Below are 17,239 nucleotides of genomic sequence, written 5' to 3' on the forward strand. Positions count from 1 at the left end.
ACCTGAAATCACTCATCGAACTCAGATCTTTGACTGCCGTGCTGGTGCCGGACTCAATGCGCCCGATCCAGCCCCGCCAGCAATGCGCTGTCGTGGCTGTAGATGTCCGGCGCATAACGCACCTGGCCGCTGCTGTCGACTTGCGCCGTCCAGTAAGTCATCAGGATCGGCACTGGCGCCGACAGGCGAAATTCATGGGTGCTACCGGTCGCCAGCAAAGTATCGGTACGGGCTTTTTCTGCCGGGGACAGCAGCAGATCGCGCAGTTGCAGCGGGTGCTCGACCCGCACGCAACCGGAGCTGAACGCCCGTGGGCCTTTTTCAAACAGCGCCTTGCTCGGCGTGTCGTGCAGGTACACCGAGAACGGGTTGGGGAAACGGATGACCATTTGCCCCAGCGGATTGCGCGGGCCGGCGTCCTGGCGCAGGAGGATGTTGCCGGGGTTGTCCCAGTCGATATCCGCCGCCGCCAGAGGCTGACCGTTGGCGTCGAGCACTTGCAGATTCTGGCGGCTGAGGAAGGTCTGGTCCTTGCGGATTTCCGGCAGCTTGTCTTCCTTCCAGATAGTCGGCGGAACGGTCCAGGTCGGGTTCAGCGTCAGCCGGGTGACGCGGGATTTGAGCAGCGGGGTCTGGCGTTCGGCGCGGCCGACCTGAGTGCGGGTCTGCCATACCGGCTGACCGCCCTGATACAGCGTCAGCTCAGCGGCGGCGACATTGACCACCAGACCACTGGGCTCCATGTCCTGGGCCATCCAGCGGAAACGTTCGAGATTGACGCGCAGCTGATCGCGGCGGGTCAGCGGGCTGATGTTCAGCTCGGCAATGGTGCCCGGCCCGACCACGCCGTCAGCCTGCAACGAATGGCTGGCCTGAAAGTGCTTCACTGCCTCCACCAGCACGTCATCGTAGGCGTTATCCGGCGTGACCAGCGCATGTGCCAGATAACCTTCGTTGTACAGACGACGGGCCAGTTCCGGAACGCGCGGGTCTTCCATCGCCGGACGCAGCAACGGGCCGTTGCCCACCGGCTGCCATTGCGGCAAGGCTTGCAAGCGTTGCGCGGCGTACAGCTGACGCAGGCTTTGATATTGCGGCAGATGCGGGCGCGCCAGGTTGAACGCCGCAGCAATATCGTTCATGCCCGGCACGGCAATGCTGAGCAGTTGCGCCTGACGGTCGGTCGGCGGGCCGTCGACACGCCACAGCGGTTCGAAATGCGATTGCAACAGACGGCCGTAATGCAGATCCTGCAGGGCCTGCAGGTAGTTGCGGCTGATGTCGATGTCGGCGCACAGCTCGCCATCCTGCGGCGGTGTCGTCGCGACCGCATAGCGATTCGGATTCAAGCCATCATCGGCCAGCAGCTGCAATTGCGCGCGCAATGCCGGCAAGCGTGCCGACTCACTTGCCCACACCGGCATCCAGTCCTGCTGTTCGTAAAACGCCTGCAATTGGCTCAATGCCGGGCCATTGAGACGCAGAGCGATGGCCGGGCACGACTGCGCCAGGCTGATCAAAACCGCCTGCAACGGGCTGCGCGGCTCGACCGGCAATTGCGTTTGAGGCGTCGGCAGGGTTTCGAGCGGGGGCAGCGGCTCATCGGCGCAAGCGACAAACGGCGCAGCGAGCAAACAAATGCTCAAGTAGCATGCGTACTTTTTGAACAACTGCTTTACTCCAATCCATGGCCGTCCAGATGACGGTCAACCTTACATCAGGTGCGCTGAACAGTCAGGCTCGAACCGCGAGCCTGCGGGTATTGACTGGGAGTCAGGAGCCAAAGTGCCGTTTATGTAGCAAGTTGAGGACACTTTATAAAATGTTGACGTTTTTGCGCCGACTTCTGTTGAGCACCGCGACCCTTGTCGCCGTGACCAGCCCAGTATTTGCCGCCGGCAAGCCATCGCCGGTTCTCTACAACAGCCTCGCCCACGCCGCGCCGGAACTCAATCCCCAGGCGCTCAAAGGTGCATTGAACGCCATGCAATGCGCGGTCAACAACGGCGCGAAACCCTCGCGGCATCTGGCGATCATCGATTACTCGCAACCGTCCACCGAACGCCGCCTGTGGATCTTCGATCTGAGCAAAAAGAAACTGGTGCTGCGTGATCTGGTTGCCCACGGTTCCAACTCCGGGGAAAACTTCGCCACGCAGTTTTCCAATCGCGAAGGCAGCTATCAGTCCAGCCTCGGTCTGTTCCGCACTCAGGAAAGCTACGAAGGTACTCACGGCTATTCGCTGCGCATGGATGGTCTGGAGCCCGGTTTCAATGATCTGGCCCGTGATCGCGCGATCGTGATTCATGCCGCAAGTTATGTGAACCCGCTGTGGAGCAAGCGTCAGGGGCGTATCGGCCGCAGTCAGGGTTGCCCCGCCGTACGGCCGCAGATCGCCAAACAGGTGATCGATCGCCTGAAGAACGGCCAGTTCATGTTTTCCTGGTATCCGGATCAGCGCTGGCTGCAAAAGTCACCGTATCTGAACTGCCAGCCGCAACAGGTGGCGAGCATTCTCAATACCCACGCCAGTTAACGCGCGTCGCCGCCGGCGGGTTTGTAGAACAGGAACCTGCCGGTCTGCGCCGTGTTGCGATAGGCCTTGGCCCAACTCGGGTGCACGCCGCGATCGTGAAAATACAGGGCACCGCGCGTGCGGTCCTTGAGCTGACGGTTCAACGCCTTGCCGGCGATTTCCTTGGCCAACGCGTATTCGGCGTCTTCCTTGACCTGATCGGGCCTGCCATCGCACCACCAGGAAAACTGGCAATTGCCGCTTTCCGAACCTTGCTTGACCACCGCGCATACCGTGTCGGGAAAGCCGTCATGGCCGAGGCGATTCATCACCACACTGGCGACGGCTTCCATTTCCGGGGTGTCCTTGCCCTTGGCTTCCCAATAGATACTGCGCGCCAGACAGGTCAGCGGATCGTCCAGCGGCGCGGCGCCGGCCGGGTCTACCGCCTGCGCTTCGGTGGGGGTGATGGCCTCGGATTTCGGCGCCGGAGCAGCGCTGACTTTATCCGCCGCTTTCTCTTCAAGCACCTCGGCTTTCTGTTCGGCCTTGGCCTCGATCGGCGCCTGCGCCCCTGCCCATGCCGCGCTGGTCAAAAAGATCCACAACAAACCGCCCGCCAAGCATTTCGATCCCATGTCGATTCTTCCGTCAGCGCCCGCCCGGGGCAAGATGTTACGTCGGTGAGACGCCCGGTTTGCGGGGTCTTCGCAGAGTGTAGCGAGCAAATGCGCGGCCACACCAGCGCAGAAAAAATCCGCCGCAAAGAAAAACACATTCACTCACCGGGGGCCTTTCGCGCATCATGGGCGCATTCAGCTCAAGGGAGATTTCCATGCGCTTCATGCCGTCCGTTTTGCGTAGTGCCGCATTGTCGCTGGGCGTGGTGTTCGCCGCCTCGGCGCTGGCCGCCGATGAACTGCAATTGATCGAGTCGATCAACAGCTATCGCAGCCAGCCCCAGCGTTGCGGCACGCAGGCGTCAAACGAGTTGCCACCGCTGTCGGCCGATCCACGGCTGCGCCTGCCGGCCAGCGGCGCGGTTGATCTGCAGCAGGCCATGACCAGCGCCCACTACCCGATGGTCAACGTGCAGGCGATCACCCTCAACGGCCCGCGCGATGCGGCGTCAGCAATGAAGGCGATTCAGGAAAGCTTCTGTCAGGTGGTGCTCGATCCGCAGTTCGTCGATATCGGTGTCAACCGCGTTGACCGCGACTGGCGCATCGTCCTCGCGCGGCCGTTGCTGACAGCGAAGCTCGGCGATGCACAAAGCGAAGGGCAAAAGCTGCTGGCGCAACTCAATACCGCGCGCAGCCAGGCGCGCCAGTGCGGCGGCCAGTCCTTCGCGGCGGCAGCACCGCTGGCGTGGAACGCCACGCTGGGCACGGTCGCTCAGGACCACAGCCGCGACATGGCCAACAACAATTACCTCGACCACAAGGACCGCGACGGCCGCACGCCGGGCGACCGCGCCGAACTGTCCGGTTACAGCGGACAACTGGTCGGTGAAAACATCGCCGCCGGGCAAGACACCGTCGGCAAGGTCGTTGACGGCTGGCTCGCCAGCCCAGGCCATTGCGCCAATCTGATGAATCCGCAATATCAGGAACTGGGCGCCGCTTACGCGACCGATCCGAAAAGCAACGCCGGCATTTACTGGACGGCAATGTTTGGCGCACCGTAAGGCATCATCGACGCCGTCAATCACTCGGTCAGCCAGAGTGATTGGACGGCGTGGCGAGCGCAGCCTACCCTGCGCGATCTGCGCCCGCTGACGGCGCTCCACATCCACGAGGCGAGCCCATGACACAGCGTGAATTGATCGATGGTCACAACCGCCGCGTGGATTATCTGCGCTTGTCGGTCACCGACCGCTGCGATTTTCGCTGCGTCTATTGCATGGCCGAGGACATGCAGTTCCTGCCGCGCCAGCAGATCCTCACCCTCGAAGAGCTGTTCCAGGTGGCGCAAAGCTTCGTCGCCCTCGGCACGCGCAAGATCCGCCTCACGGGTGGCGAGCCGCTGATCCGCCCCGGTGTCGTGCAACTCTGCGAACAGATCGCCGCCCTGCCCGGCCTGCGCGAGCTGTGCCTGACCACCAATGGATCGCAGCTGGGCCGACTGGCCAGGCCGCTGTTCGACGCCGGGGTCAAGCGCCTCAACATCAGCCTCGACAGCCTCGATCCGCAGCGCTTCAAAGAGCTGACCCGTACCGGCGATCTGGCGCAGGTCATCGACGGCATCGATGCCGCACGTGCCGCCGGTTTCACCCGTACCAAACTCAATTGCGTAGTGATGCAGGGCCGCAACGATCACGAGATCAACGATCTGGTCAGTTTCGCCATCGAGCGTGATCTGGATATTTCCTTCATCGAAGAGATGCCGCTGGGCGCGATCGCCGAACATAGCCGCGCCGAATCCTTCTACTCCAGCGCGCAAGTGCGCGAACGCATTGCCGAACGCTTCACCCTGATCGACTCGACCGAATCGACGCAAGGGCCGTCGCGTTACTGGCGCGTGGCCGAGGCGCCGAACATTCGCCTGGGCTTCATTTCGCCGCACAGCCACAACTTCTGCGGTACCTGCAACCGCGTGCGCCTGACCGTCGAAGGTCGCTTGCTGCTGTGTCTGGGCAACGAGCATTCGATGGACCTCAAAGCAGTGTTGCGCGCCCATCCCGGCCACCCGGAACGCCTGGAAAACGCGATCATCGAGGCGATGAAACTCAAGCCGTATCGACACAATTTCGAAGTCAACGACGACGTGCAAGTGGTGCGTTTCATGAACATGACCGGCGGCTGATTCGCCGCGCAACCGGGACCGCGAGATGATCGTCAGACCGAGACCCAATCAGTTCGCCGTGCTGTTCACCCTTAGAGGCTCGATCGCCAAACGCATCGCCGTGCGCACCTTGATGCTGACACTGCTGGCGGCGGCGATTGTGCTGATCGAACTTCTGGTGCCGAGCTACTTCGCCCAGATCAATTCGACGCCGTTCACCCTGCTCGGCCTGTCGCTGTCGATTTTCCTGAGCTTTCGCAACAACGCTTGTTACGACCGTTGGTACGAGGGGCGCAAGGCCTGGGGCGAGGTGCTGTTGCGGGTGCGCGCGGTGATGCGCGAAACCCAAGGCCTCGATGACACCCGCCTGCGTGGACAACTGTTGCGCAACCTGTGCGGTTTCGCCCACGCGTTGAATGCACGGCTGCGTGGAGACAGCGAGGAGCAGGCCAGCACCGACTGGGTCAGCCCACCGATCGATGGGGCGGCGCCGGATCACTGCGGACAGATCCTTCATCAGCTCGGGCGCCAGTGCTCAGCGCTGGAAACGGCCGGTGTGCTGTCGCCATGGCGTTATCAGTTGCTGGCCAATCACCTGACCTGCCTGAGCCAGGCCCAGGCGGTGTGCGACCGGATCAAGAACACGCCACTGCCCTTCCCTTACACCCTGCTGCTGCACCGCACCATCTATCTGTTCTGCCTGCTGCTGCCGTTCGCCATGGCGCAATCGCTGGGTTGGTTGACGCCGCTGTTCACGGCAATTGTCAGCTACACCTTTTTCGGCTTTGACGCGATTGCCGATGAACTCGAAGATCCGTTCGGGCGCGATGAAAACGATCTGCCGACCGATGCACTGGTGCGCACTCTGGAGCGCGATGTGCTGTACGAACTGGGCGTCTCGCCATTGCCCCCCGCGCCGGAGCCGGACGACTACGTGCTGCGCTGAATGGCTCAGCGGCAAACAACGAGATGGCCCGGCGCGTCCGCTCGGGACCGAGATGCGGCCATTCGCGAGCAGGCTCGCTCCCACAGTTGAAATGCATTCTCCTGTGGGAGCGAGCCTGCTCGCGAAAAAGGCAACTCGGTCAATCAGACCAAACGCCGGAAAGCGCCACCGACGAATCTTCCGTTTACACGCGCGCGAATTCCCCCTTACTATCCGGGCACACCGGTCGCCGGGCCTGCCCTGCCGCCGACGCTTTCCGCCAACGGAAACACGCGTTATGAGTACGTCACCACAACAACCCCAAAGGTTGCACGTCTCTGCTGTACGCGCCCACTGCAACAGGGGCCGCGTATGAACCGCATCGTCAATCTGCCCATGGCCCTGCGACGCTCCAAGCTGCGTCACTCCGCACGCCCGCCGGATATCGCCATTCCTGCCTGATCGCGTGAGCTGTAACCGCGACAGTCAATTTCCCGATTTTCCTGATATCCCTGCCGGGACACTTACGCCTTTTTGTCGCGTCGTGTCCGGCCGAATCTGCGCGCCTGTGCGGCGCCATCGTGAGTGATTTGCCATGAAATTCGCAGCCATCGAAGACGCACGCCTGTTCCTCGAACAGAACCCCGATATCGACATGATCGAATTGTTCATCCTCGACGCCAACGGCGTGCCGCGCGGCAAGCTGTTGCACCGCGAAGAACTGCTCGCCGTATACGAAAGCGGTCGACCGCTGCCGAGCACCATCCTTGGCCTGACCGTACAAGGCGAGGACGTCGAGAACTCCGGACTGGTCTGGGATGTGGGCGACATCGACTGCCGCGCCTATCCGCTGCAAGGCAGTCTGGTGCGCCTGCCGTGGCGACAGATTCCGACCGCCGCCGTGCAGGTCAGCATGCACCCGAGCGAGGGCCTGCCGGCGAGCATCGCTGACCCTCGGCACCTGCTGATCAAGGTGATCGACGGACTCAAGGCCGAGGGTTTCCACCCGATCATGGCCTGCGAGCTGGAGTTCTATCTGCTCGATGCCAAACGCGACCACAACGGCCGCCCGCAACCGGCGCTGGACGCCGACGGCGGGCGACCGCGACACACGCAAGTCTACGGTTTGCGCGAGCTGGAACAGATCGAGCCGTTCCTCGCCGACCTTTACAGCGCGTGCAAACTGCACGGTATTCCGGCGCGCACGGCGATCTCCGAATACGCGCCGGGTCAGGTCGAAATCACCCTCGAACATGGCGACGCACTGGAGGCGATGGATCAGGCGGTACGCTACAAACGTCTGGTCAAAGGCGTAGCGCACAAGCACGGCATGCAGGCGACGTTCATGGCCAAACCGTTCGATGATCTGGCCGGCACCGGCATGCACATGCACGTCAGTCTCGCCGATGCCGAGGGGCGTAATCTGTTCGCGTCTGAAGACCCAGCCGGCACGCCACTGTTGCGCACGGCGATCGGCGGCATGCTCGCCTCCCTGCTCGATTCGCTGCTGCTGTTCTGCCCCAACGCCAACTCTTACCGGCGTTTCCAGGCCAACAGCTACGCGCCACTGGCGCCGACCTGGGGCGTCGACAACCGCACGGTCAGCCTGCGCGTACCCGGCGGCCCGGCCCCTACGCGACACATCGAACACCGCATCTGCGGCGCCGACGCCAACCCGTATCTGGCAGCGGCGGCGATCCTCGCCGGCATTCATCGTGGCATTCGTGAAGAGCTGGATCCGGGGGCACCGGTCGAGGGCAATGGTTATGCCCAGGCGAAAGAACTGCTGCCGACCGATTGGCTGACGTCGTTGCAGGCGCTGGAAAATTCCACGTGGGCACGAGAGGCATTGGGGCAGGAATTTCTTGGTGTGTATCTGGCGGTGAAGCGTGCCGAGTATCGGCAGTTCATGGCTGAAGTGGGTGAGCAGGATTGGCGGTGGTACCTGACCGAGGCTTAACGATCCGACACCGAACCTGTGGGAGCGAGCCTGCTCGCGAAGGCGTCATCACATTCAACATTTTGGGTGACTGACACACCGCTTTCGCGAGCAGGCTCGCTCCCACAGGGAATGCAATTCGAACCTGAATTTTTTGTGGACCCTGACATGACCATTCGCTGCAATTCCTACTACACCGCCACCCTCAACCACGACACCGACTACCCGACCCTGCAAGGTCGGCACAAGGTCGATGTGGTGATCATCGGCGGCGGTTTCACTGGCGTCGCCACTGCCGTCGAGCTGGCGGAAAAAGGCCTGAAAGTCGCCATCGTCGAAAGCCACAAGATCGGCTGGGGCGCCACCGGGCGCAATGGCGGGCAAGTCACCGGCAGCCTTTCAGGCGACGGTGCGATGCGCAAACAGATGCGCGCGAAACTTGGCGATGACGTGGACGATTTCATCTGGCATCTGCGCTGGCGCGGGCATGAAATCATCCGCGAGCGCGTCGAGAAATATGCGATCCAGTGCGACCTCAAACACGGCCATTTGCACGCGGCGTACAAGCCGAGCCACATGGTCGATCTGCGCAAGGATTACGACGAAGCCGTGCGTCGCGGATTAGGCGATGAAGTGAGCCTGCTCGACCGCAGCCAGGTTCGCGACCTGCTGCAAAGCGAGCTCTACCACGGCGCGATCAAGAACACCCGCAACATGCATCTGCACCCGCTCAACCTGTGCCTTGGCGAAGCACGCGCAGCCGAAAGCCTGGGCGCGCTGATCTTCGAAAACAGTGAAGTGCTGGAGATCATCCACGGCGACACACCTGGCGTGCGCACCGCTCACGGCCAGATCGACGCCAGTCAGGTGATGCTCGCCGGTGACGTCTATCACAAGCTCGAACCGGGCCAGCTCAAGGGCAAGATTTTCCCGGCCATGGGCGGCATCGTCACCACCGCGCCGCTCGGTGATCTGGCGCAACAGATCAACCCCGAAGACCTCGCCGTGTACGACTGCCGCTTCGTCCTCGATTACTACCGGCTGACCGCCGACGGCCGTTTGCTGTTCGGCGGCGGCGCCAACTACAGCGGCAAGGATTCGCGCGACATCACTGCGGAACTGCGCCCGTGCATCGAGCGCACATTCCCGGCGCTCAAAGGCGTGCCGATCGATTACCAGTGGAGCTGCGCGATGGGCATCGTCATCAATCGCATCCCGCAACTGGGCAAGCTTTCGGACAACGTCTGGTATTGCCAGGGCTACTCGGGACATGGCATCGCCACCACGCACATCATGGGCGAGATCATGAGCCGCGCGATCACCGGGCAAATGGAGCAATTCGACACCTTCGCCGCGTGCCAGCACATCCGCGTGCCAATGGGCGACCTGCTGGGCAATCCGTTGCTGGCGGCGGGGATGTGGTATTACCAGATGCTTGAGCGGTTGCGCTGAATTCACTGGCCCTATCGCGAGCAGGCTCGCTCCCACATTGGATTTGTGCACGACACAACACCCTGTGGGAGCGAGCCTGCTCGCGAAGAGGCCCTCAAACCCCACACAAAATTCAATCCGGCAACTGCTCCACCACAATCCCCAACCGCCGATAATCCTCGACATTCCCCGACCCGGGATGCCGCTCGGTAATCAACCTATGCAGGCGCGTGCACGGCGCGACCACAAACGGCTCCACCGCACCCAGCTTGTCTGCCGTAGTCACTGCAATCACCCGCGCTGCACTGTCTAGCATCGCCTGTTTGATCGGCACTTCATCGAAATGCAGCGAGGTAATCCCGACCTCGGGATGAATCGCGCACACCCCGGTAATCGCCAGATCCGCCTTGATCCCCGCCAGCAGTCGCAGCGCTTCCTGACCACTGGCCGACATCGAATGCGGATTCAATTCACCGCCCGCCAGAATCACTTTCACGCCCTTGTATTCGGACAAGGCAATCGCCGTCAGTGGGGAAGCGGTCACGGCGGTGATGCGGATATCGGACGGTAACGCGCGCGCCACCTGCAAGGTGGTCGAGCCGGAATCGAACAGCACAATCTGCCCGTCCTCGATGTGCTGCGCCGCCAATTGCGCCAGGCGCACCTTGACCTCGTCGGTCTCATCCAGACGGGTGAAGTAATCTTTGCCCGAGTCTTTCGGTCGCGGCAACGCCCCGCCATGCACCCGCTGCACCAGTCCGGCGCTGTCCAGCTCGGCAAGGTCGCGGCGGATGGTGTCTTCGGACACTGCGAAATGCTGGCTCAGTTCGGAGGCCATGACCTTGCCGTCACGTTCGAGAAGCAAAAGGATTTTCTGCCGGCGCAGGGACGGCAATTCGGCGATGGAGTGGTCGTGCATGGTTATGCCTGTTTGTGCTTGTAGTTGCAGGTTTCAGCGACACTAGCGAAAGTCTCAGGCAAATACAAACGCAACGGCTATCAATGCTTTCGATCATTGGAATCAACACGGCGAATTTTTTCTTTGCGCTGCGCCTGTTCACAATGGCCCCACTCTCAAAAGCTCAGGATGAACAGCCCATGAATCTCAACTTCGCCTTCGCCTGCATGATCGTCGTGTCGTTCGCGATTGCCTTGGGCCACGCCTGACCTGCACCAACAACGCCGGAGCAAAATGCAGCAGCACCATCCGGCTCAGATGATGCGTCAGGATAAACACCACATTCAGCCCGCCGCCAAACGCGACAATCGCAATCGTCTCGATCGCGCCCGGCATGTACGCCAGCCACAGGGTCAGCGGATCAGTGCCCAGCCAGCGCGCGGCCACCTCGGCAAACACCGCTGCAACGACGATCATCAAACCCACCGAGACCAACGCCGTGCGCCCATGTCGCGCCAGTTCTGCGATGCCGAGTCCCTGAAAACGTGAGCCGATGCGCACGCCAAGAATCAGTGCGGCCAGGTTCAGGCTCCACTCCGGCATGTGAAAGCCGTGCAGCCATCCCGACTTCACAAATACAGCGGTGATGATGATCGCAGTGAGCATGAACGGCGCCGGGACGCCGATCAGCAACAACAGGCGTCCGAGCAATACGCTCAGCGCGATGACAGAGAACGCGGTCAGCGCCATGCCTGTGGTCAACGGATCGCTGGCGACTTCAGCCACCGCTGCTTGCCCGGGAATGAGCAAACTCACCAGTACGGTGATCAACAGCAGCCGCATCAGATGCACGATGATGACTTTGCTCGAAGCCTTTTCCGATTCGAGCAAATCGAACACTGCGGCCAACGCGCCGGGATACACCGCCAGCAGTGCATCGGTGCGATTCCAGCCGGCGCCGCGTGTCAGCCACCATCCGGCGAGTGCGATTTGTACGGTCAGGCAGATCAGCAACACGCCAAGGCTGGGCAACATCGTCGCGGCCGTTTCGCTGTCCCATGCTTCGAACATCAACCCGGTGGCGATGCCCAGCGTGACCTGGATGTAGCCCAGTCCATAAGGAGTTGCCGGGGCGATGCCGGTTTTACTGGCGAACAACGCAGTAACGACAATCGAGCCCAGCAGCAAGCCGTGGGGTACGCCTTCAAACTGCAATAACGCGCCGAAACCGGCCGCAATCAACAAGCACACAATGGATTTCATAGTTCGCCTTCCTGGCTATTTATCTGACACACCACCATTCCACTTGTGGGAGCGAGCCTGCTCGCGAAAGCGTCCTGCCAGTCACAGATAAATAACTGATCTATCGCCTTCGCGAGCAGGCTCGCTCCCACAAGAATCCAATACGTCTTACATACGCAAGCGTGCAATCGCCCGCCGATATTTCTCGATCCGCTCCAGATCCTCCCAACTCGGCGAGGCAATCCGCGAGATATCGCTGTTCTCTTCCAGATCCGCCAGCTTCACCACCCGGCCGATCGGGTTTTGCGCGGCACGATCGACAAAGTCCTCGTAGGACTCGCCGGGCACTTTGGTCACCGCCGCAATCGCAGCCAGCACCTCTTCGCTGAACCCTTCGCCACGCAAATCATCCAGACTCACCCCGCAATCCTCGACCACATCGTGCAGCACAGCGACGATGCGCTCCTCCAGCGTGTGCATGCGCAACATGACTTTCAGCGGGTGCAGAATGTACGGCGTCCCGCCCTTGTCCACCTGCCCGGTGTGGGCCGTGGCGGCAATGGCGATAGCGCGTTCGAGGGTTTGGGCCATGGGAATCGAATCCTGCGCTTTATGTTTCTGATTGTTGCGCAGTGTACGCGAAGATCGCGCAGCGCAAAGCCGATTGAACCTTGCCCGCCCTCGCCGCCTCGAAACCAGACAAGCGCCAAATCACCGATCAGACGCGGCGCCATTGGAGAGGAATTGCCGATGAAAACCCGACTGCTGCTCCTGATCGCCACGTTCGCCATCATCCCCACCTGCGTCATGGCCGAAGGCTGCGACGTCCAGACCCGCTCCTCCAGCGCCTCGGTGCCAGCGGTGGAAACCCACAGCTGCTACGAGTACGAAGGCATGCCCGTGGACTCCATCAACTGGTCATGCAGCAACGAAACCAAGGACACCCTCAACGCCACCAAGAAGAAAGTCCAACGCTGCGACGACCACTACCAAGCCACCTGCAACGCTCGCCTCACCCAGGAATCCCTCGCCAACCCGCACTCGACCAGCAAAGACAAAAGCGCCAAACCGCTGAACATGCCCGACAACGCCAAAGTCACCACGTATTACTACAACGGTGAGCACTTGGCGCAGGCGAAGATTGATTGCGAAAACAGTGGCGGGAACTGGAAGGCTAAATAATCTCGGTTATCGAGGATTGCCTGACAGAGAGCCCGGCTTGATGCCGGGCTTGCTGCATCTGCAAACAGCTTCAACCTTCACCTGCACCGCTGCTCGTGCCGCTGTCGTTCGATTGCTTCGAACCACTGGGCTTGGAACCTGAAGGTGTAGAGCCGTCATTGTTGGTGGTGTTGCCCTGCGTGCCTTTGGGCACGGTGGCGCCATTGGAATGAATGTCTTCCGGCGCACTCGGGTTGGTCTGGCTATTGCCGTCGTTGGCCGTGGGTGCCGGGGTGTCGCTGGCGGCTGTTGCGTAGAGCGAGGTGGCGGATAACAGCGTGGCCAGGGTCAGTGCTGCGAGGTTGGATTTGCGCATGTGGGCGGTTCCTTTGCGGGGGTGAGTTATGCATTGGAAGCGCGTGCGCGGGGAAAATGCGGGAGGGCTGACGAATGGCAGGAACAAACAACCCGACACCTCGTAAAAGATACCGGGTCAACAGAAAATAATGCGCTATCCGATCAGAAGTTCGCCGGCGTATTCGCACTGATAATCTCCGCCTCATCCGCGCCAATATTCCGAAACTTATGCGGCAACGTCGTCGGAAAGTAATACCCGTCCCCCGCACTCAGCACACTCACCTGCCCGTCCACGGTCAGTTCCACCGTGCCGCGCGTGACCAGTCCGCACTCTTCGCCTTCGGCATGCACGATCGGCTCTTCGCCGGAGCTGGCGCCGGGGGCGTATTGTTCGCGGAGCAGGCGCATCTGCCGGCTGGGCACCGAGGCGCCGATGAGCAGCAGGCGCAGGCCGTGGCGGCCGAGGTCGGGTTGTTCGTTGGCGCGGAACACGTATTGGTGTTCGCGCGGGGGCTGGTCGAAGGTGAAGAAGTCGGCCAGGGACATCGGTATGCCTTCGAGCAGCTTTTTCAGCGAGCTGACGGAGGGGCTGACGCGGTTCTGTTCGATCAGCGAGATGGTCGCGTTGGTCACGCCGCTACGCCGGGCGAGCTCGCGCTGGGAGAGTTTGTAGCTTTCGCGTACTAGTTTGAGTCGAGAACCCGTATCCATGACTGCCTTATGTAAAAGGGGCGATGGGGGTGGGTGGCGGGTGACGCGCAGGTCGCGCGGATCACGTTGCTCCCGTGTCCCGGAACCGTGAAAGGCGGCTATTAAATCACGTTTGCCGGTGTTGCTCAGCAGGTTCGATGGATGGTGCGGCAAAAGTCCTGTTGGCCTTGGCAATACAGCCACTGTGGGAGCGAGCCTGCTCGCGAAAGCGTAGTGTCTGGCGAATCGATGTCGCCTGATATGGCCTCTTCGCGAGCAGGCTCGCTCCCACAGTGGACATCAGTGGTTTTGCATAAGTGAAAAACCGGCGAGGTCTTTCGGACCGCCGCCGGGAGGTAAGTCAGACGCCGAAGCGGTCGCGCAGGGAGTAGTAGACCGCGCCCAGAGCGGTAAGCGGTGCGGAGAAGGTGCGGCCGCCGAGCATCGGCATGTGCGGCAGCGAGGCGAAGGCGTTGAAGCGTTCGGCGTCGCCGCGGATCATTTCCGAGATCAGTTTGCCGGCCAGGTGCGAGCAGGTGACGCCGTGGCCGCTGTAGCCCTGCATGTAGTAGGCATTCTTTTCGATGCGGCCGAATTGCGGCATGCGCGACATGGTCAGCAGGAAATTGCCGGTCCAGCGGTAGTCGATCTTCACGTCCTTGAGCTGCGGAAAGGTCTTGAGGATCTTCGGCCGGATCAGTTGCTCGATATCGTCCGGCTCCCGCGCGCCGTAGACCACACCACCACCGTAAAGCAGGCGGTTGTCAGCGGTCAGGCGGTAGTAATCCAGCAGGTAGTTGCAGTCCTCGACGCAGTAATTATTGGTGATCAGACTGCGCGCCTGCTGCTCGGTCAGCGGTTCGGTGACGACGAGCTGCGAACCACACGGCATGCTTTTCGCGGTGACGCGATTGTCGAGGCCTTGCGGCAGATAAGCGTTGCCGGCGATTAGCAAATATTTGGCGCGGACCAGACCTTTGGCGGTGCGCACGCTGATCGGCTCGCCGTAGGTGATTTCCACCGCCGCCGATTGCTCGTAGATTTTGCCGCCCAAACGCACGATGGCGGCGGCCTCCCCTAGCGCCAGATTCAATGGATGAACGTGGCCACCCTGCATGTCCAGCAAGCCGCCAACGTAAGCGTCGGAGCCGACTTCGCGACGAATGTCCGCTGCATCCAGCATCTTCAGATTGCGGTTGCCGTAGCGTTCCCAATTGCGTTTCTGCTCTGCCAGGCCATTGAGTTGTTTCTTGTTCATCGCCGCGAAAATACCGCCCGGGCGGTAGTCGCACTTGATGTCGTAATCCTTGATGCGCGAACGGATGATGTCGGCGCCTTCGAAGATCATGCTGCCAAGGATTTCTGCGGTCTTGTCACCGTAACGCTCTTCGATGACATCGACGTCGCGGCTATAGGAATTGACCAGTTGCCCGCCGTTGCGCCCGCTGGCGCCGTAGCCGACTTTCGCCGCTTCCAGCACCGTGACTTTGTAGCCGGCCTCGCTGAGGAACAGTGCCGAGGACAGGCCCGTGTAGCCGGCGCCGATGATGCAGACGTCGCAGTCCAGCGCTTCTTCGAGAATCGGGAAGTCGATGACTTCGTTGCGGGTGGCGGCGTAGTAGCTGTTTACGTGTTGCTGTTTCATAGGTTTCTCCGAAGGCCGCCAACCAGGGGCGACCGCCGCTGTAAAAGAATCAGAGCTTGATCCAGGTCGCTTTCAGTTCGGTGTACTTGTCGAACGCGTGCAGCGATTTGTCGCGGCCGTTGCCCGATTGCTTGAAGCCACCGAATGGCGCGGTCATGTCGCCACCGTCGTACTGGTTGACCCAGACGCTACCGGCGCGCAGGCCGCGGGCGAAGGTGTGCGCCTTGCTCAGGTTGCTGGTCCACACCCCGGCGGCGAGGCCGAAGATGCTGTCGTTGGCGATCTGCAGGGCTTCTTCGGCAGTGTCGAAGGTGATCAGCGACAGCACCGGGCCGAAGATTTCTTCTTGGGCGATAGTCATCGCATTGGTCACGCCGTCGAAAATCGCTGGCTGCACGTAGAGGCCGCCGGTTTCTTCGAGGGTGCGTTGGCCGCCGGCAATCAACTCGGCGCCCTGCTCGCGGCCGATGCTGATGTAGCGCAGCACGTTATCGAGCTGACGCTGGTCGACCACGGCGCCGACGGTGGTCGCCGGATCAAGCGCATGCCCCGGTTTCCAGGCTTGCAGCGCCTCGACCAGCAACGGGATGAACTGTTCGCGAATCGAGCGCTCGACTAGCAGACGCGAGCCGGCAGTGCAGACTTCGCCCTGATTGAAGGCGATGGCACTGGCTGCTGCCTGGGCTGCCGCGCGCAGGTCCGGTGCGTCGGCGAACACCACGTTCGGGCTTTTGCCGCCAGCCTCAAGCCAGACGCGTTTCATGTTGCTCTGCCCGGCATAGATCATCAGTTGTTTGGCGATCGCCGTGGAGCCGGTGAAGGCCAGCACATCGACGTCCATGTGCAACGCCAATGCCTTGCCGACGGTGTGGCCGTAGCCCGGCAGCACGTTGAACACGCCCTTTGGAATGCCCGCCTCCAGCGCCAGTTGCGCGATGCGGATGGCGGTCAGCGGTGATTTTTCCGAAGGTTTGAGGATGAACGAGTTACCCGCCGCCAGCGCCGGGGCGAACTTCCAGCTGGCCATGATCAGCGGGAAATTCCACGGCACGATCGCCGCGACCACACCCGAGGGCTCACGGGTGACGAGGCCAAGTTGGTCGTGCGGGGTGGCGGCGACTTCGTCGTAAATCTTGTCGATGGCCTCGGCGCTCCAGCGGATCGCGTTGGCGGTCGCCGGGATGTCGATGCTCATCGAATCGCTGATCGGCTTGCCCATGTCGAGGGTTTCCAGCAGTGCCAGTTCTTCCTGGTGCTGCAGGATCAGATCGGCGAAGCGGATCAGCACGCGCTTGCGCTCGGCCGGGGTTTTTTTCGCCCAGATGCCGGAGTTGAAGGACTGGCGCGCGGCTTCGACGGCCAGGTTGGCGTCGGCTTCATCGGTGCTGGCGACGGCAGCAAGAAAGCGGCCGTCGACCGGGCTCAGACATTCGAAAGTGTCGCCGCTGATCGCCGGGCGGTATTCGCCGTTGATGAAGGCGCGGGATTCGATGGACAGAGACTGGAAGCGTTGTTCCCAGTCGTTGCGGGTTGTGGTCATTGTTTTGAGCTCGACAAGGGCGGATTGGGCGACGGCGGGTGATCACCCACTCATCCAAATTGATAACCCGATCCCCTGTGGGAGCGAGCCTGCTCGCGAAAGCGTCGTGTCA

The 17,239-nt window shown here is 61.5% G+C and carries 16 protein-coding genes; 7 read left to right on the top strand and 9 right to left on the bottom strand.

Translation table 11 applies throughout. The annotated features are described in order from the left end of the window. Positions 1–53 precede the first annotated feature (53 nt). Complete coding sequence (locus AB4N73_RS10905; RefSeq protein ID WP_460143433.1) at positions 54–1,670, bottom strand: L,D-transpeptidase family protein; 1,617 nt, start codon at positions 1,668–1,670, stop codon at positions 54–56. Between the two features lie 152 nt (positions 1,671–1,822). Here AB4N73_RS10905 and AB4N73_RS10910 point away from each other — a divergent pair, with 152 nt between their 5' ends. Further along, positions 1,823–2,536 carry a murein L,D-transpeptidase catalytic domain family protein gene (locus AB4N73_RS10910; RefSeq protein ID WP_016775166.1) on the top strand — a complete coding sequence of 238 codons (714 nt, stop codon included), beginning with the start codon at positions 1,823–1,825 and terminating at the stop codon, positions 2,534–2,536. On the opposite strand, the gene AB4N73_RS10915 is transcribed toward AB4N73_RS10910, so the two are convergent. Continuing rightward, entirely contained in the window at positions 2,533–3,153 is a 621-nt protein-coding gene (locus AB4N73_RS10915) for a cell wall hydrolase (RefSeq protein WP_256809287.1), read from the bottom strand. The genes AB4N73_RS10910 and AB4N73_RS10915 overlap by 4 nt on opposite strands. Positions 3,154–3,350: 197 nt before the next feature. On the opposite strand from AB4N73_RS10915, the gene AB4N73_RS10920 reads away from it, so the two are divergent. The 5 genes from AB4N73_RS10920 to AB4N73_RS10940 all read left to right on the top strand — a co-directional run bounded on the left by AB4N73_RS10920 (position 3,351) and on the right by AB4N73_RS10940 (position 9,615). Continuing rightward, positions 3,351–4,202, top strand: a complete 852-nt coding sequence (locus tag AB4N73_RS10920) for a CAP domain-containing protein (protein WP_460143435.1) — start codon at positions 3,351–3,353, stop codon at positions 4,200–4,202. Between the two features lie 119 nt (positions 4,203–4,321). Next, entirely contained in the window at positions 4,322–5,320 is a 999-nt protein-coding gene (gene moaA, locus AB4N73_RS10925; protein WP_041480911.1) for a GTP 3',8-cyclase MoaA, read from the top strand. A gap of 25 nt (positions 5,321–5,345) precedes the next feature. Next, positions 5,346–6,245 carry a bestrophin family protein gene (locus tag AB4N73_RS10930; RefSeq protein WP_056789108.1) on the top strand — a complete coding sequence of 300 codons (900 nt, stop codon included), beginning with the start codon at positions 5,346–5,348 and terminating at the stop codon, positions 6,243–6,245. Between the two features lie 574 nt (positions 6,246–6,819). After that, positions 6,820–8,184 (top strand): glutamine synthetase family protein, encoded by a 1,365-nt coding sequence (locus AB4N73_RS10935; protein WP_252867819.1) that lies wholly within the window; start codon positions 6,820–6,822, stop codon positions 8,182–8,184. A 147-nt stretch (positions 8,185–8,331) separates the two neighbouring features. After that, positions 8,332–9,615, top strand: a complete 1,284-nt coding sequence (locus AB4N73_RS10940; RefSeq protein WP_460143437.1) for an NAD(P)/FAD-dependent oxidoreductase — start codon at positions 8,332–8,334, stop codon at positions 9,613–9,615. 112 nt (positions 9,616–9,727) lie between these two features. Here the strand turns inward: AB4N73_RS10940 and AB4N73_RS10945 are convergent, their stop codons facing one another. The 3 genes from AB4N73_RS10945 to AB4N73_RS10955 all read right to left on the bottom strand — a co-directional run bounded on the left by AB4N73_RS10945 (position 9,728) and on the right by AB4N73_RS10955 (position 12,325). Continuing rightward, complete coding sequence (locus AB4N73_RS10945; protein ID WP_258706868.1) at positions 9,728–10,513, bottom strand: DeoR/GlpR family DNA-binding transcription regulator; 786 nt, start codon at positions 10,511–10,513, stop codon at positions 9,728–9,730. Between the two features lie 186 nt (positions 10,514–10,699). Continuing rightward, positions 10,700–11,755, bottom strand: coding sequence for an AbrB family transcriptional regulator (locus tag AB4N73_RS10950; RefSeq protein ID WP_460143439.1), 1,056 nt, complete (start codon positions 11,753–11,755; stop codon positions 10,700–10,702). Positions 11,756–11,902: 147 nt separating this feature from the next. After that, entirely contained in the window at positions 11,903–12,325 is a 423-nt protein-coding gene (locus tag AB4N73_RS10955) for an HD domain-containing protein (protein WP_460143440.1), read from the bottom strand. Positions 12,326–12,484: 159 nt separating this feature from the next. Between AB4N73_RS10955 and AB4N73_RS10960 the strand changes: the two genes are divergently transcribed. Beyond that, complete coding sequence (locus AB4N73_RS10960; protein ID WP_460143441.1) at positions 12,485–12,916, top strand: hypothetical protein; 432 nt, start codon at positions 12,485–12,487, stop codon at positions 12,914–12,916. A 70-nt stretch (positions 12,917–12,986) separates the two neighbouring features. On the opposite strand, the gene AB4N73_RS10965 is transcribed toward AB4N73_RS10960, so the two are convergent. The 4 genes from AB4N73_RS10965 to AB4N73_RS10980 form a co-directional block, all read right to left on the bottom strand. Further along, positions 12,987–13,271 (bottom strand): hypothetical protein, encoded by a 285-nt coding sequence (locus tag AB4N73_RS10965; protein WP_095181995.1) that lies wholly within the window; start codon positions 13,269–13,271, stop codon positions 12,987–12,989. Positions 13,272–13,414: 143 nt separating this feature from the next. Beyond that, on the bottom strand, positions 13,415–13,963 hold the full coding sequence (locus AB4N73_RS10970; RefSeq protein WP_011333561.1) for a cupin domain-containing protein: 549 nt from the start codon (positions 13,961–13,963) through the stop codon (positions 13,415–13,417). 340 nt (positions 13,964–14,303) lie between these two features. Then, positions 14,304–15,587, bottom strand: coding sequence for an NAD(P)/FAD-dependent oxidoreductase (locus AB4N73_RS10975; protein WP_460143442.1), 1,284 nt, complete (start codon positions 15,585–15,587; stop codon positions 14,304–14,306). A gap of 49 nt (positions 15,588–15,636) precedes the next feature. Continuing rightward, complete coding sequence (locus AB4N73_RS10980; protein WP_460143443.1) at positions 15,637–17,127, bottom strand: aldehyde dehydrogenase; 1,491 nt, start codon at positions 17,125–17,127, stop codon at positions 15,637–15,639. Positions 17,128–17,239 lie beyond the last annotated feature (112 nt).

This window comes from Pseudomonas sp. S3_B08 (genome assembly GCF_054667725.1).